This is a genomic window from Arsukibacterium sp. (assembly GCF_036735525.1).
Classification (GTDB): Bacteria; Pseudomonadota; Gammaproteobacteria; order Enterobacterales; family Alteromonadaceae; genus Alishewanella.
In genome coordinates, this window is sequence record NZ_DAINOE010000074.1 from 1 (window position 1) to 16371 (window position 16371).

Sequence of the window (16371 nt, forward strand, 5' to 3'; positions counted from 1 at the left end):
GGGGAGCTGCAAGACAACCCTGACATTCTTGCCATATTGCAGCAAAATGACCTAGTCAATTTTAATTTTTAACTTTAACCACAAGGAAATATGTTATGCCTTTAACCCAAGCGGCCAGTTTAATTCAGGTTGTTGTCAATCTGGAAAATGGCGAGCCGGTATTTAGTTACCAAACTACTACTGGCGCACCTTTAGCCAACGGTGATGTTACGGTAACAGAAGCTGGCACCATTACTTATCAATTGGTTGACAACACGGGCAAAGACCTGAAGTTTATTGGTGTGGGTTTTATAACCCCTTTTGACGGTATTATTGATGCCATAACCGTCAGTAGCGATGGCAAGTTGATACAGATGCTGGATATGGACCGCAGCGCTGGTAGCACCAAATTTCAGTTTGTGCTAACCAATGCTGCAAATACCTTGATGGTACTGAGTCCGGATCCAGAAGTTAAAAATGACCCTATACCTTGATATTAGCGTTCCATACAAGTTTGAACTGAACCAGAACAATGTCGCAATTAGGATTGACTGATGCGACAAGTTTCTTCCGTCAAGCCCTTTTAAGGGCTTTTATTTTATAATAAACAACAACTTAAATCAGAAGGTTGTCAGAAGGTTGTAGTAGACAGTACAGGGTAAAGTTGCTAGCAGTAAAGCCAACTGAGTGAGTTAAGCCAATGAACACTGCATACAACAAAAACCAACTGCAACCGCTGGCTCTGAATGATGATAGCCTGTGGGCAGATGATAACGGCTTGGCCAGCGGCCTGAATGTCGGCAGTTTTATTCAGTATCTGGCCGAGGCGGTGCTCATCGTCAGCCCCGATGGCGCTATTGAGTGTGCCAACGCTAAAGCCGCTTTGTTATTAAATTGCGTCGGACAGCCACTGATTGGCCAGCCCTGGCCGCAGTTTTTAGTGAACCGTTGCCAACAGCAATACCAGGGCTTGGTAAAGATGGTGGCCAAGCGTATTTTATCCTTGCAGGCGGGCCCGACCGAAATGGCGCTACGCTGTGCCGATGGTGCGATAAAAGACATTGAGCTGTCCGTGTCCTTTTTACCAGAACCCGCAGCGCGCTTAGTACTGGTGATGCGTGATTTAAGCCGGTACAAGGCGGAGTGCGCGCAACTGCGCTTACAGGCCACTACCGATGCTTTAACTGGCCTGGCTAACCGCCGTGGTTTTGATGAGCAGCTGCAACAGCAATGGCAGCAATGCAGCGACGCACGGCGGCCATTGAGTGTGGTGATTATTGATATCGATTTTTTCAAACAGTTTAACGACAGTTATGGCCACATTCAGGGGGATGCCTGTCTGCGCAAAGTCGCTGCGGCTATAGTGCAAGCCATGCCGCTAGAGGCCAAGTTGGCCGCGCGCTATGGCGGCGAAGAATTTGCTCTGATTTTACCTAATCATAATGAAATAAGCGCGTTAAAAGTGGCTCGCGACGTACAGCAGGTCGTTCGACAACTGGCCTTTAGCGATGCCGGTTTACCTGCGACAGTCAGTGTCACCGTCAGTCAGGGTGTGGCAACTGAAATTAACGGCCAGTATCGTACCAGCCTGGCATTATTATGCGCAGCTGATACGGCACTGTACCGGGCAAAATCTGACGGCCGTGATTGTATTAACAGCGGTAATTAAATCGCTTAACACCCGGCCGGTTTAAAGCTGTTGTAGCGTCAAGATAAAGGTTTCGTTGGCATAACTGAGCGTATCGCCGGCATTCACCTGTTTGCGTTTTTGGGTTTCAACGACGCCATTCACTTTAACCAGACCGGCGTCAACTGCGGCTTTGGCTTCACCACCACTGCTGCATAAGCCTTCAAATTTCAGAATTTTGTATAGCTCTACCGGTTGTTTCTGAAGAACCACTTCGCGGATACTGTTGCTCATTATTGTTGCCTTGTATCATTGTTGCTTAGTAATAAAGCGCCTATGCAGGTTCGCTTAAGTTTAAGTGCGGTTTACCGACCAGATAAGCACGGCGAAACTCGCTAAAATAATCGGCCAGGTGCTTTGCGGCCTCTGTCTCGTTGGCCATAGCTAACACCGCTATCGCCACTTCTGCTGTACACAGCTGATGCAAGTGCGCTGCTTCTCTAAGTGCATAACGTGACGCCTGTTCGGGCTGAATGCCCAGTACCGGCATTTCAGCCAGATAAGGGCTTTTAAACATTTTTTTCGCTTCTCGCCAGGTGCCGTCCAGCATCACAAACAGCGGGATTTTACCTCTGGTTGCATTGTGTAATTGTGCGGCATTTTGTAAGCAACGCTCTGGCGAGGCATATTGCTGCGGAAATACCAATACCGGGGCATAGCGGCTATCGCTTAAAAGTGCCAGTAACGCCGGATCGGGTTGGGTTCTATCCCAGACAAAGGCATGGTTATCGGCTATCACATCACAAATCAGCCGCCCGGTGTTGCTGGGTTTGTAACACTCGCCGGTGTACATAATAAAACAAAAAGCGCAGTGGCCGGCAGCAGTGGGTTTAGCCGCACAAATACACTCGGTAGCCGGAAGCAGGCAATGCTCGCAGCGGATCACTTTACTGCCTCGGGCATTAAATACCCGGCGCGATTTTGCCAGTTGCTCGGTGCGCAGTTGTAATACAGCATTGATAGGCGACATAACCATTACACAGCCAGACCTTAAAAAAGCGGCTATTGTAACGGTTTTCGCACTGAGTAGCGCAGACAAATATAGTGGGTACAGTGATAAATCTTCATAAAACTGCCATTTTTAGCCGCGGTTGCTGAGATATGCTGTGATATCAAAGACATTGTTTTTTTGAGGTTGGCTTGTCAGCAGAAGAGCTATTACCCGAGTTGGCACAACTGCAGCAACTGATTGCCACGGCACCCGCAGCTCTGCATACTGAGCTACTCTGTACCGTGCCTCATGGCAGTGGGCCCTTGCCGCTTTATGCGTTAAGGCTTGGCAATCCGGATCCTCGCTTGCCCGCTATAGTGCTGGTGGGGGGCGTGCATGGGCTGGAGCGAATTGGCACCCAGGTGATATTGGCTTACCTGCAAACCTTGTTGCAACGGTTACCCTGGGATCTCTGCTTGCAACATACGCTGGCACACTGCTGTATTTACTTTATGCCGTTGTTAAACCCGGCCGGTATGGCGAATGGCTGGCGTTCCAATGCTAACCATGTTGATCTTATGCGTAACGCGCCGCAAGATTGCACCGAAGGGGCGGCCTGGTTGGTCGGCGGCCATCGTTTGAGCCCGGTGCTGCCCTGGCATCGAGGCAAGCCTGGTGTAATGGAAGCGGAAAATCAGGCATTGGTAAGCTTTATCAGCCGCGAGTTATTTACCCGGCCCTTTTCGCTGGTACTGGATTGCCACTCGGGTTTTGGCCGTACAGATCGTTTGTGGTTTCCTTACGCCAAAAGCCGCCGCCAGCCGATTACTCATCTGGCCGAAATGTATCGTTTGCGCCAGCTGCTGTTTGAGACCTATCCGCACCAGAATTATATTTTTGAACCGCAATCGCAGCATTATTTGTGTCATGGCGATATATGGGATTATTTATATGATCAGGCATTAGCCCATAACAGCCTGATGCTGCCATTAACGCTGGAAATGGGGTCGTGGAACTGGGTGCGCAAAAACCCGTTTCAGTTACTCTCCAGCCTCGGCATGTTTCATCCGGTGAAACCACATCGGGTGAAGCGGGTGTTACGCAGCCACCTGATCCTGATTAACTTTTTAATTAACGCGACCTTGTCTTATCAACAATGGTTGCCTGTGCCAGCACGTGACCAGCTCAAGGCTGCGGCGGTCAAATTATGGTATTAACCGCGGCAAGCGACACCCCAGTGCTACTGCTGCGCGGCCTGACCCGTGAGCAACGGCATTGGGGGGCGTTTCGGCCAATGCTGGCGGCAAAGCTGACTAACCCGCTGTTATACTTTGACTTTGCCGGGGCTGGCGAGCTGTATCAACAGCGTTCGCCCAGTCATATAAGTGGCTTGCGCCAATCAGTGCGCCTTCAATGGCAGCAGGCTACGCTTAATGCCAATAATCATGGCCAGGTGCATCTGGTGGCGCTGTCGTTAGGCGGTATGCTGGCAGCCGACTGGGCGCTGGCTTATCCTGAGGAAGTGGCATCCATTACGCTGATTAACAGCAGTGCCAAACCCTTGGCGCCATTTTATCAACGCCTGCGCTGGCAAAACTACCCGGCACTGGCCAGCTTGTTGTGGCTATCAAGTGCCAGGCGGGAGCAGCGCATTTTGCAACTGACGACAGCCCGCGCTTTCCAAGACCCGGTTATTGTGGCTCATTGGCAGCGCTGGCAGCAGCAAAGGCCAGTCACTATGAGTAATGCGTTGCGCCAACTGCTGGCAGCCAGTCGTTTTGTGCTACAGCAACAGCCCTGTTGCCCGGCGCTGGTTATCAGCAGCCAGACCGATAAGTTGGTGAATCCGCAATGTTCAGTGGCGTTAGCAAGCTTTTTACAGGCAAGGCATCAGCAGCATAGCTGGGCCGGTCATGATATAGGGCTGGACGATCCTGCCTGGCTAGCCACGCAAATTGCGGCCTTTATTCAGTCATTATGCTAAGCTAACGGCTGATTATTGTTAGCAACAAGCCCATTTACGGAAAGTCACGTGTCTATCGCCCGTCAAGCTTCTGAAATCACACTACCCGCCGCCAACCAGGGCTGGAGCACGGTTTTGCAGTTTTTATGCAGTCAGTTCCCCTATATCAGCGAGGCAATATGGCGTGAACGTATTGCTGCGGGCAAGGTGCACTGGTTTAATGGCGAGGCCATTACCACTGATACGCCCTTTTTGCCGAGCAAGCGGCTATGCTATTACCGCGAAGTGGTGGTTGAGCCGCACATTCCCTTTGAACAGCAAATTGTGTATCAGGATGCCCATATACTGGTAGCAGATAAACCACATTTTTTGCCAGTCACGCCAGGCGGAGAATACGTTAATGAGTGCTTACTGGCACGGCTACAGCGTGACACCGGCATAACCGATATGGTACCGCTACACCGGCTGGATCGTGACACCGCAGGGCTGGTGATGTTTTCAGTGAATGCCACCAGCCGGCCGGCTTATTACCAGTTGTTCAGCCAGCAGCTTATAAAAAAGCTCTATTTGGCGGTAGCGCCTTTAACGGCTGAAGCTGTAGCGGCGGCTTTACCTTTGCACTGGCATATTAAAAATCGCATTGAAAAAGGCTCGCCGCGATTTATTAATGCCATAGTGCCGGGTGAGGTCAATGCGATATCTGAGATAGTATTGCTTGAAAAACGTGGCGAGCTGGGGTTATTTCAGCTAACGCCGTTAAGCGGCAAAACCCATCAACTGCGCTTACATATGCTCAGCCTGGGCATGCCGATACTGCATGATAACTATTATCCAAAGCTAAAACCCAAGCAAGCACCGCAATTTGATACACCGCTGCAATTGTTAGCGGCGAAACTGAGTTTTATCGATCCGGTTTCCGGGCAGTTACACAGTGTTGAAAGTAAGCAGCCATTAGCGGCCTGGTCAGGCTAAGCTGAGTGTTGCAGCCACTGATCCAGTTGATTGGCAAAGGCCTGGCGGTCGGCCTGATTAAGCGGCGGTGGGCCACCGCTTTGAATACCGCTGCTGCGCAAGGTATCCATAAAATCACGCATCGTCAGCTTTTGTCTAATGGTATCCGGGCTATAGCGTTCACCTCTGGGGTTTAACGCAGCGGCGCCCTTAGCCAGCACCTCTGCGGCCAGCGGGATATCGGCGGTGATCACCAGATCGCCGTGTTGGCAACGGCGGACAATTTCATTATCTGCTTCATCAAAGCCATGCGCAACCTGCAAGCTGCTGATATAGCGTGAGGGAGGCACCCGCAGTAGCTGATTGGCAATCAGCACAGTATTAATGTTTTTGCGCTCAGCCGCCCGGTATAAAATATCTTTAATGACTGTGGGACAGGCATCGGCATCTACCCAGATGGTCATACAACCTCAGTACGGCCTGGCGTGTTATCGCTGACCGGGAATGTGAGTCGGAACAAGGCACCAGTAGGGGCGTTTTCCAGCAATTCAATGCTGCCACCCAGTACCTGTGTCATCAGATTATAACAAAGATGCAGGCCCAAACCTTTACAATTACTGCCACGCTTGCTGGTAACAAAGGGCTCAAAAATGTGTTGGCTCATTTGCGCTGCTACGCCACGGCCATTATCCCGGTAATCCAGAATACATTGCTGATCGGCATAGCTAAGACTGATATCTATCTGGCCTCTGCTTTGCTCGGTAAAACCATGTAGCAATGAGTTATGCAGTAGTTGAAACAACACGGTTTCCAGCGCGCTGGTGGCGAAGTGCAACTGTAAATCGGCGGGGCAGCTCAGATTAACCTGATGCATATAAAGTGCCTGTCCAAATAAACGGATCCGCTGCTCCAGCCAGCGCTTAATATTCACCGTTTCCAGAGCATTGTTACGGTTTTCCACGGCAATTTCTTTAAAGCTTTGTACCAGGTCAGCCGAGCGTTGCAGGTTAGAGTTCAGCAGTTGCAGCTGTTCAAGACTCTGTTGCAAGTATTGCTGCATCTGGCTGCCGGTCAGGGTTTTTTTCTCAAATTTTTGCTGTACTGCTTCAGTATTTTCCATTAACAGGCTACCAGCGGTCACGCTAATGCCCAGCGGGGTGTTAATTTCATGCGCTATGCCTGCCACGACCTGGCCCAGTGCCGCCATTTTTTCTTTTTCCACCAGATTTTTTGCACGGTTTTTAATTCATCGGTGCGGGCTTCTACTTCAAAAGCCAATTGTAACGCCTGGTTGCGCAGCATACGGGTTCGTAGTTTGATAATGCTTGCCATCAATAACAGCAATAACATTATCAGTAGCACGATAAACCAGGGCGTTTGCCAAAAAGCAGGTAACACTGTGACGCTCAGTTGATAACGATGTGGGCTCCACAGCTGATTGCGATTGGTGCTTTCTATGATTAACTGATAGTGGCCAGGCCATAAATTGGTGTAACTGGCCTGGCGCTGGCTGGCATCGGTATAGCGCCAATCGGGGTCAAACCCTTGCAGTTGATAACGATAATGCAATCGGTTTGGGGCGGATAAATCCAGGCCAGCAAATTCTACGCTAAAACCGCGGGCATCAGCTGGCAAGCGAATGGCAGTCGCATTAGCATGTTGCGTCTGACCGTCGATTAAAATGGCACTGGCCCGCACCGCAGGTTGATATTGCCAGGGCCGGAACTGACTGGGATCAATCAGCAGCACTGCATCGCTGCCACCAAATAGCATTAAGCCATCTCGGGTTTTTGAAAAAGAGCGATACCAGTTGGTGCCATAAAACACGCCATCGGCAAGGGTCAGCGGGTATAGCTCAGTAAACGCAGGGGCGTATACATAACGCTGGCTCCAGATGCGGCCCTTGCTATCTTGCAACAAGTTGGCGCCAACACTGTGGTTACTGATCTGACTGCGGTTATTGGCATTGCTTATGCTGGCAGGACGAATAGTCAAGGCATCAGCGCTGCTGTCATCTATAACAAACAAGCCGGTAGTCGTATCCAGCCATAACCGTTGCTGGGCGTCGTAAAGTAGCCCAAGAATGGAAGCAGGCATGGCAACGCTTGTAGCACTGAGCAGAGGCTGCTCAACCTGCAGGGTCGCGGCATTAAGCCGGAACAAGCCATTATCGCCACTGGCCAGCCATAGCTGTTGCTGCTGATCTTCAGCAAAAGCATTAATATAATCAGTGAAAACCTGCTGCCTGGCATCGTATACCCGGCTAAACTGGCCAGTGTCTTGCTGCCATAGCCCAACGCCGCTGCTGGTGCCCAGCCACAAGCGCTGCTGGCTGTCGCTAAAAATTCTGCGTACATTGGCTTGCCAGAAACCCTGCTCGGTGCTGATTAACTGAAAATCCTTGCTGGCCGGAGCTTGCCGGTACAGTTGCGCCGGATTGACGCCAAGCCATAAACTGCCATCGCTGTGTTCCGCCATACTGGTGATCCAGCCATGTTGCAACTGGCCAGGATCGTCAGGCGAGGGCAGGATACGCTGAATGACACCAATTTGTCTGTCTAGTACTTCGATGCCATCGCCGCGACTACCCAGCCAGATCTCACCATTGCTGCGCTCTAAGATGCTGCTGATATTGGCGCTAGCCAATGCAAAAGGGCTATTCTTTGGACTAGTGCGCAGCAAACGGATAGCCGGTTGGCCATTAAAACGCTGAACTCCTCCACCATAGCCGCCAACCCAAAGCTGACCAGCCTGATCTTTGAGTAAGGTGCGCACATCGTTGTGTGCTAAAGAAAAACGATCGGTTATATCAGCGCTAAAATGACCAAGCCACTGCTGGTTGCTTAATTGCAGCCGCGCTATACCATCAAAGCGTGCCAGCCACAGCTCATTCTCTGACACTTGCAGCAGGCTGAAAATGGATGATTCACTTTGCAACCCTTGTCGCTCACTGGCGATATGTTGCATGTGACCTGTATTGAGCTCAAGCCGGTACAGCCCTTGGCTGGCTGTACCAATCCAAATAACACCGTCAGTGCTCTGGCTTAAACTAAGAATTTGCTTTGAGGCCTCTGAGTTTAGCCAGGGCAGCGGTAAATAGCCTACTATTTGCTGCTCATGCTGATAGTAAAATAAACCTTCACTGCCACCAATTAACACCCCTTGCTCTATGGCCAGTAAGGCCCGCACCTGGCTAATAGGGGGGTGTGGCGGCTGGCTTGAAAAAAACTCAACGCTTTGCTGATCCTTAGCCAGCAGCGCTAAACCTTGCCTGCTACCAAGCCAGAGTCCGCCGTTGCTATCTTCAATCAGGGTACGGGCATGTTGCAGTAAGCTTTGTTGCTGCGGGTCAGCAAGTTGTAATACGCTGAATTGCTCAGTGTCCGGACGATAGATAACCACACCACCTGGCGAGGTCAGGAGCCAGATACTGCCATCAGCGCGTTGTATCAAGTCAAAAATAAAATTTCCGGCAATACTGTGCGGGTCTTGTTCATCATGCAGATGCTGGCGAAAGCGATAGCCGTCAAAGCGGATCAAACCCGCTGGCGTGGCTATCCACAGGTAACCTTGTTTATCCTGCATCAGTCGGGTTACTACATTATCGGGAATATCTTCCTCATTACCGATCTGCTGAAATAAACCATAATTAATCGGTAACAACTGAGCTGTTGCACGATCACTGTTGCACAGTAATAGCAGGCAACATATCATTACAAACTTGCGGCACACATCAGGTTGCGACATCAGACGTCTATGGCCTTGTAATGGTGAGGGAAACTGATTAGTGAATACCTCATTAACTTAGTCAAAGAGCTATCTTAAATCAATGTATTAGCTAGAATAATTTTAATCGGTAACAGGGTATTGCTGGCAAAAACGCAGCTGTTGCGGGTACGGGAAAATATCCTCTACCTGACCACTGCGAATAGCATATTGCTTTTGTCGCCAATAAGCGGGATCGGTTAACTCCGGGTGATAATGCAATAGCAGTTGGCGGTACTCGGCTTTGGGGGTGACAAAGGTGGTAATTTGCTCCGGGAACACATCGCCAGGTTCGGCCCAGCAGTTTGCCTGGGCATTAATGGCATCTTCAAAATTATCGTTTTTGGGCAGGGCACGAAAATTCACATCCAGCAGGTACTGCACTTCGTCATAGTCATAAAAAACCACCCTCTGATGGCGGGTCACGCCAAAGTTTTTTAAAAGCATGTCACCGGGGAAAATATTAGCGGCAATCATTTCTTTTAGTGCCAGGCCATAGTCGTTAATAATGGCGGCTTGCTGCTCAGTACTTACCTGCTCCAGATATAAGTTAAGCGGGATCATGCGCCGCTCTATATACAGATGCTTAATAATCACCATATCGTCTTCACATTGCAGCGAGCCACTAATGCTTTGCTCAAGCTCTGCCAGCAGCTCAGGTGTAAAACGCGATCGGGGCAGCGCGACATCTGAGTACTCCAGCGTATCGGCCATCCTGCCCACTCTGTCGTGCTTTTTTACCAGTAAATAACGCGCTTTTACCGTGTCGCGGCCAAAAGCTTTGCTGGGAGCAAAGGTATCGCGGATCACTTTAAACACATAAGGGAAAGAGGGCAGGGTAAACACCATCATCACCATGCCGCGGGTGCCGGGGGCAGCGACAAACTGATCTTTACTGTTGGCTAAATGGCTTAATAACTCGCGGTAAAACTCGGTTTTACCCTGTTTATGCAAGCCGATGCTGGCATAAAGTTCGGCCAGGGTTTTGTGCGGCAGCAGTTCCCGTAAAAAATGCACCAATGCCGATGGCACCGGGCATTGCACCATAAAATAGGCGCGGGAAAAGCCAAAAATAATACTCATATGTTGTGGCTCAGTCAGCAGAGTATCGAGGTATAACCCGGCTCCTTGCTGGTGCAGCATGGGGATAATAAAGGGCTGCTGGCCATCAGGTGTCACCACCCGGCCCACGATATAGGCCGCTTTGTTTCTGAAAAACACCGACTTGAGCATATCAAAGCGAATTTGATGCACCGGGTAGCGGCCATGGGGCGATTGCTTAATAAAGCTTTTAACAATACAGCGTATGTCGTGCTCTAAATGGATAAAGGCGGTATCAAAGGCAAAGTCGGCGACAATCTGCCGGATACTGTGCTTCAGGCCATCCTGTGCCGGAAAATAACTCTGATAAACCGATGAAATTGGTGCCGGTAAATGCTGCTGGTTTAGCGTCGATTCGACAAAAATATTTTGGTTATGGTAATACTTGCGGGCAAATAAGCGGCAAAACACCGAGTTGTAAAAGGTTTCAGCCAACTCGGCCTGTGGGTGAAACAACAGATATTGTAAATACTGTTGTTTTACCTGCTGCCATAACGGCTCGTTTAAACATGCTTTCGGTAGTTGCTCACGCAGCTCGGCGATAGTTTCATTGACCCGGGTATCATAAAACTGAATTCGTTCTGAGCTATCTTGTTGGTAGGCCAGCCAGTCTGCCTGTTCAAACCTTTGTCGGGCACGTGCCGTGACCTGCTGAAACAACCTGAAATGTTTACGAAAACCTTTTAATATAATTTCAGCAATTTGTCGGGCTTGAGCCATGGGCAATCATCTTTTTAAGGGAGTATACAGCCTATATCAAAACAGCTTACTTCGGGATCTTCAGCTGCAGCTTCTCTGGCAATATATATTGCCCAATATTCAACATGGGGGCTAGACCATTTGTAGTAAAACCCTACGCCAATATGTATTTGTTGCTGATAAAAAGGCAGCTCCGCTAGTAAATGGCTGCGATGAGTGGGCGAATGTTTAAAGGCATCCCATGCCTCTTCGGCAGTGCTGTACCCTCCCGCTACTGCCTCTACCTGGTTACCTATAGTACCGCTGTAAAAAGCAGGGAGATTATACCCCAGCATGCGTAAACGCTGATTTGCACCCAGACCACCTATATAATGATTAACAATGCCTGCTTGCGCCATGGCTTTTGCCTTGTCTGCGGCTGCTTGAGCCAGCAAAGGATGACAGAGTAGTGTCGCTCTTTGTTGATCGGCATCCTGCATGATCAGCAACGCAAGTTGCTGGGCAGCTTCGTTCTGACCACAATGGGCAATGTTACTAAGGGTTTTGTCAATCTGCTCACTGCTATTTGCTGTGCTGACTATCTGCGGTGGTGTGATGTCGGTCGGGGCAGGGGCTGCAGATATTGATGCTGAAAAAAACATCAATATGATGATAAAGATCAGCAAGATATATCATCCACAATACAAGGTTAACTTTACGTTAAACTCATAGCAAATCATTGTCAATGCTTAAGCAGGCAACAACAGCTGCCTGCTTAAGTGAAATGATTAGTGACTGATGGCACTAATGCTTTGCGAAACAGGCGGCTGGACATCATCGCCATAGCCAAATACCACGGCCAGCACCAGCACCACTGCTGCTGCAAGCATTAATTTTAACATCAGCGGCAGACAAAAGCGGAACCAGTGGCCATAAGGAATTCCGGCAATACCAATGATACCCATCAAAATGGCATTAGTAGGGATAATCATATTGGAAAAACCATCACCAAACTGGTAAGCCAGTACCGCCACCTGCCGCGGGATTTCCAGCAAGTCGGCCAACGGCACCATCAACGGCATAGTAACAAAGGCCTGGCCACTGCCTGAGGGGATAAAGAAATTCAGCAGCGTCTGAATAATCAGCATACCGACAACGGCGATTTCAGCACCCACATAAGACAGGGGTAATGACATACCATACACCAGCGAGTGCAAAATCTGGCCATCTTCCATTACCAATGAAATACCGCGCGCCACGCCAATCAAAATAGCGGTGGTGGTCAGCTCCATCGCGCCTTCGATAAACTTTTTAGCCGCGACATCTACTTCCAGCCGGCTAATCACTGTGGTCAACAGGCCCCAGGCAATAAAGCTGGCGCCCAGTTCATATAAGTACCAGCCATGAATACGAATGCCATAAGCCACTATGCCAATGGTCGCCAGAAAACTGGCTAAAATCAGTTTATGTTTTAGCGCCAGTTTAGGGTAGTCAACGGCATGTGCATCACCCAGCGGGCAGGGTAAATCTGCCACCATAGAGTTGGCCGGATCTTGTAACACCTTTTTTGAGTAGCTCCAGACATGATGAAAGCCAATCAACACAAAGGGCAGGAAAATTGCGGCGCGCAGTGGCCAGCCAGATAAAATAGGTAATTCTGCAATTTGCTGTGCGATAACCAGCGTAAAAGGGTTAACGGCAGAGATACCATAACCTATACCGTAACCTGCTACTGTCATGCCGACGGCGGTCATCGCATCCAGCCGCATGGCTTTACACAGTGCCACTAAAATCAGTACAAAGGGAATGTATTCGCCCGCCGTGCCAATAAAGCTCGAGGCCATGGCAAAGCAAAATATCACCATAAAAATCAGCATATGTGGCTTTTCGCCAAAACGCTCCAGCATGTGGCCAATTAACGCATCTACCGTGCCGGTGGCGCGGGCAATCGCCAGTACGCCACCTAAAATCATTACAAAAAAGATCACATCCTGGGCGCTGGCAAAGGCACGGGGTATGGCCGTTAATAACTGCCAGGGCGTCATATAGTTTTTATCTTCCAGCAGGGCAAAGGTACCGGGTACCACGGCCAGCCTGCCTGAATCCAATGTTTGCATTTCAAAACTGCCTTGCGGCACCAGCCAGGTGGCAATCATTGCAATGACCATCATGCTGAATAATAGCGTGAGCGTATGTGGAACTTTAAATTTTCCCATAAATAAACCTTGGTGTTGGTGCGCTTGGCGCATCCATTTTTTATGTCAGGAACTTGTGCAAGGAGCCAAGTCTACCTGATGGGATGTGCTTCGACAAATGTTGCTTTACCCCTAAGCTATAAGCGTTTCAACTTGCTCAAGAGCGGCGCTTTGTATAGGCTTGGCGTTTTTTGCTGCGCCGGAGCTTGCTGTGCTGTTATTTCCGCTGACCATTTTTATCAGTGCTGCCTTATTGTTTATGATCCAGCCGCTCCTGGCCAAGCAACTGCTCCCCTATTTTGGTGGTGGCGCCGCAGTCTGGACCGCCTGCATGTTGTTTTTCCAAAGCCTGTTACTGGCCGGCTATGCTTATGCCTACTTACTGAGCCGTTATCTGTCACCGCAGCAACAGCGCTGGTTGCATAGCAGCTTATTGCTACTGGCACTGGCCAGTTTGCCGCTACTGTGGCAGATCCCTGTTGACCCTTCGCCTGAGCGCTCACCGTTATTGGCCATTTTATGGCTATTGCTGCTAAGCATAGGCTTACCGTATTTGCTGCTATCGGCCACCGGGCCTTTATTACAACACTGGTTTGCCGGGCGCTTTGCGCTGCGCTCGCCTTATCGGCTCTATGCATTGTCAAATTTAGGCTCGCTTGGTGGCTTACTGGCGTATCCCTTTGTACTGGAACCTTTTTTAAGCTTAACCGGGCAGCGCCAGTACTGGGTGCTGGGCTTTGTACTCTTTGTTGGTTGCTGTCTATTATTGATGTGGCGTGAGTTAGCACAGTTAGCCCCCGGCTTTAAAGGGCAAAGTGCCAGGTTGCATAAAGGCCACAGTCTGCGCTGGTTGGCGTTGTCGGCCTCGGGTGTGGTGCTGCTGTTGGCAGTGACCCAGCAACTGACGCAAAATGTGCCGCCGGTGCCTTTTTTATGGGTGCTGCCTTTGTGCTTATATTTACTCAGTTACATTATCGTGTTTAATAAACCCGGCTGGTATCAGCGTGGCCTCTGGCTTTATCTGTTTTGTCTGGGGATGGTATTTGCGCTGATGCTGTTTTATTTAGGCGCGCAGTTTAATTTAGTGTCGCAATTACTGCTGTATTTATTGATCTTATTCAGTGGCTGCATGCTGTGCCACGGTGAGCTGGCACGCACTAAGCCCGAGCCGCAGTATTTAACCGGTTTTTATTTGTTGCTGGCTGCCGGCGGTGTGCTGGGCAGTGCTGCGGTGAACTTGCTGGCACCGTTGCTGTTTAGCCAATATTGGGAGTTTTTAGCGGTGCTGCTGGCAATTTATCTGTTGTTGGCCTTTGCCCCGGCAACAGAGCGCCAGGCCAGAGCTGTCTGGCAGCAAGGGCTTTGGTACAGCGGGGCCGCCCTGTTTGCGCTGTGTGTACTGACGCTGGAATGGCAGCTGGGCCAGCATAATGTCTATAGTGCGCGCAATTTTTACGGCAATCTTATCGTGCGTGATGTGACGCTAGATAATCAGTTGCAGCGCCAACTAATAGATGGCACCACCAGTCATGGCGCGCAATTTCTTCAGCTGCCGTTATCGCAAGCAGCGCAAAGTTATTATCGGCCAGGCACAGGTGCGGCACTGGCTATGCAGCATTTTTTGCCAGCATCCTTAAGTCGTGATGTCCGGCAATTACAGCAACGACACATCGGGCTAGTGGGGCTGGGCGCAGGGGCGCTGGCGGTATATGGCCGGCCATCCGATACGCTGGTGTTTTATGAGATAAACCCGCTAGTGATTAAAGTGGCGACCACGTATTTTAGTTATCTGGCAGACAGTGCGGCTAAGGTAGAGATTATTGAGGGCGATGCCAGGTTAACTTTGGCAGCGCAATTACAGCAGCAGGGCAGTGCGAAATTTGATTTGTTAATACTGGATGCTTTTAGTAGCGACAGCATTCCGCAGCATTTACTGACCCAGGAAGCCATGCAGCTGTACTGGCAGCATCTGCAGGAAGATGGCGTGTTAGCGGTGCATGTATCCAATAATTATCTGGACTTGACCAGCTTGCTGCGTAATCAGGCGGCCAGCCTGGGTCATCAGGCTTACTTTATAGACACCGCCGCCGAGGGCATAGCGCCCGCGGCGCAGTGGGTATTGATAACCAGTAACAGCCGCTTTATCCAGCAACCGCAGCTGCAGCAGGGGGTAAACCATTGGCCTTCGGCCTTAAAGCCTGAGGTAAGCTGGAGCGATCAGCGCAGTAATTTATTGCAGGTGTTAAAATAGACAAGCTACTTTCATGTTGAGGTGGCGTGGCGACATTTTGCATTTGTCGCTTGAATAATTGGCTGTGCTGCTCACCGGCAATTGCAAAGCCAGGCTTGTTCTTACCAAGGATATAACGTTTAAAAACATAGCCCCAAGGCATAGCTAACATTGGTAAAACAACCAAAGCAAACGCAAAGACTGTTTCTTAAAGACCCGATCCAACAAGTTCATTCGATCGCCAGAGTGGATACGCCACCAATATTAACCAGAGCACTTTGTACTCTTAGTGAATAAATGTCTAAACATTGTCGGAATATCCATATAAAACAGTTTAAGTTAGTTGTATTGGCCAGCCTAAGGTTTGGCTTTGCGCCGCGCTATAAGCCGCATGGTTTAAGCGAAAAAAGGAAAAAGCAAAACCAAATATTGGCAATCATAATCAAAAGTTTTATGGCAATCCTGGCAAATGCAGGCGTGCCATGCCACCAGTACAAGTAACCGATGACGACCCACTGAACCGCAAGCCACAACACCGAAAGGAACAAAACATCTTTATGGCACTCCGTTTCAGGCAGTGTGTAATACAAATACCACCAAATAAGCACGGCGCCCGTAGACAAAAAAACCAGCGCTATGCAAGAAAGCAAATTACGCCACTGTGGGTAATCTGTGCTTAATAACCTTGAACTAATGTTATCAGCCATTAATTTTCTTTCCGTAAAAAAGAGCAAGCGCATGGCCTAATGCTCCCAATACAGCAGCATAGTACTTTATATATATTTTGTATTCTTCCCATTGGCCATAGGGTGTTTGTATATCTTCAAATATCCCTATGACTCCCAAAATTCCGAAAAAGACAACGGGCACTTGCAGATAGTTGCTGCTCCA

General features: G+C 49.6%; 16 protein-coding genes. 6 read left to right on the forward strand and 10 right to left on the reverse strand.

Going from position 1 to position 16371, the window contains the following annotated elements:
* Positions 1–95: 95 nt before the first annotated feature.
* Positions 96–473, forward strand: a complete 378-nt coding sequence (locus V7D78_RS13210) for a DP-EP family protein (protein WP_333608920.1) — start codon at positions 96–98, stop codon at positions 471–473.
* A gap of 206 nt (positions 474–679) precedes the next feature.
* The gene (locus V7D78_RS13215; RefSeq protein WP_333608921.1) at positions 680–1648 is read left to right on the forward strand and encodes a sensor domain-containing diguanylate cyclase; all 969 of its coding nucleotides are present in this window, start codon (positions 680–682) and stop codon (positions 1646–1648) included.
* 21 nt (positions 1649–1669) lie between these two features.
* Here V7D78_RS13215 and V7D78_RS13220 read toward each other — a convergent pair whose 3' ends face one another.
* Positions 1670–1900 (reverse strand): RNA-binding S4 domain-containing protein, encoded by a 231-nt coding sequence (locus V7D78_RS13220; RefSeq protein WP_333608922.1) that lies wholly within the window; start codon positions 1898–1900, stop codon positions 1670–1672.
* Between the two features lie 40 nt (positions 1901–1940).
* Positions 1941–2642, reverse strand: a complete 702-nt coding sequence (locus tag V7D78_RS13225; RefSeq protein WP_333608923.1) for a tRNA-uridine aminocarboxypropyltransferase — start codon at positions 2640–2642, stop codon at positions 1941–1943.
* Between the two features lie 164 nt (positions 2643–2806).
* Between V7D78_RS13225 and V7D78_RS13230 the strand changes: the two genes are divergently transcribed.
* The 3 genes from V7D78_RS13230 to V7D78_RS13240 are packed head-to-tail and all read left to right on the forward strand — an operon-like array spanning position 2807 to position 5532.
* Entirely contained in the window at positions 2807–3814 is a 1008-nt protein-coding gene (locus V7D78_RS13230; protein WP_333608924.1) for a M14 family zinc carboxypeptidase, read from the forward strand.
* Positions 3805–4581, forward strand: coding sequence for an alpha/beta fold hydrolase (locus V7D78_RS13235; protein ID WP_333608925.1), 777 nt, complete (start codon positions 3805–3807; stop codon positions 4579–4581). Before V7D78_RS13230 ends, V7D78_RS13235 begins: the two co-directional genes overlap by 10 nt.
* 48 nt (positions 4582–4629) lie before the next feature.
* Positions 4630–5532, forward strand: coding sequence for a pseudouridine synthase (locus V7D78_RS13240; protein WP_333608926.1), 903 nt, complete (start codon positions 4630–4632; stop codon positions 5530–5532).
* Here the strand turns inward: V7D78_RS13240 and V7D78_RS13245 are convergent.
* The 6 genes from V7D78_RS13245 to V7D78_RS13270 form a co-directional block, all read right to left on the reverse strand.
* On the reverse strand, positions 5529–5975 hold the full coding sequence (locus tag V7D78_RS13245) for a YaiI/YqxD family protein (RefSeq protein ID WP_333608927.1): 447 nt from the start codon (positions 5973–5975) through the stop codon (positions 5529–5531). The genes V7D78_RS13240 and V7D78_RS13245 overlap by 4 nt on opposite strands.
* The gene (locus tag V7D78_RS13250) at positions 5972–6718 is read right to left on the reverse strand and encodes a sensor histidine kinase (RefSeq protein WP_333608928.1); all 747 of its coding nucleotides are present in this window, start codon (positions 6716–6718) and stop codon (positions 5972–5974) included. The genes V7D78_RS13245 and V7D78_RS13250 overlap by 4 nt, the downstream gene beginning before the upstream one ends.
* Complete coding sequence (locus V7D78_RS13255) at positions 6685–9174, reverse strand: ligand-binding sensor domain-containing protein (RefSeq protein ID WP_333608929.1); 2490 nt, start codon at positions 9172–9174, stop codon at positions 6685–6687. The genes V7D78_RS13250 and V7D78_RS13255 overlap by 34 nt, the downstream gene beginning before the upstream one ends.
* Positions 9175–9360: 186 nt before the next feature.
* Positions 9361–11097 carry a bifunctional isocitrate dehydrogenase kinase/phosphatase gene (aceK, locus tag V7D78_RS13260; RefSeq protein WP_333608930.1) on the reverse strand — a complete coding sequence of 579 codons (1737 nt, stop codon included), beginning with the start codon at positions 11095–11097 and terminating at the stop codon, positions 9361–9363.
* A 14-nt stretch (positions 11098–11111) separates the two neighbouring features.
* A complete protein-coding gene (locus V7D78_RS13265) occupies positions 11112–11741 on the reverse strand; it encodes a CAP domain-containing protein (protein WP_333608931.1) in 630 nt (209 codons plus the stop codon).
* A gap of 102 nt (positions 11742–11843) precedes the next feature.
* On the reverse strand, positions 11844–13271 hold the full coding sequence (locus V7D78_RS13270; RefSeq protein ID WP_333608932.1) for a YfcC family protein: 1428 nt from the start codon (positions 13269–13271) through the stop codon (positions 11844–11846).
* 190 nt (positions 13272–13461) lie between these two features.
* Between V7D78_RS13270 and V7D78_RS13275 the strand changes: the two genes are divergently transcribed.
* Positions 13462–15501 carry a fused MFS/spermidine synthase gene (locus V7D78_RS13275; RefSeq protein WP_333608933.1) on the forward strand — a complete coding sequence of 680 codons (2040 nt, stop codon included), beginning with the start codon at positions 13462–13464 and terminating at the stop codon, positions 15499–15501.
* Positions 15502–15860: 359 nt separating this feature from the next.
* Here the strand turns inward: V7D78_RS13275 and V7D78_RS13280 are convergent, their stop codons facing one another.
* Both V7D78_RS13280 and V7D78_RS13285 read right to left on the reverse strand, forming a co-directional pair.
* Positions 15861–16187 carry a hypothetical protein gene (locus tag V7D78_RS13280; RefSeq protein WP_333608934.1) on the reverse strand — a complete coding sequence of 109 codons (327 nt, stop codon included), beginning with the start codon at positions 16185–16187 and terminating at the stop codon, positions 15861–15863.
* Positions 16180–16371: hypothetical protein (locus V7D78_RS13285; RefSeq protein ID WP_333608935.1), on the reverse strand; the 192-nt coding region annotated here is incomplete at its 5' end. The genes V7D78_RS13280 and V7D78_RS13285, both read right to left, overlap by 8 nt.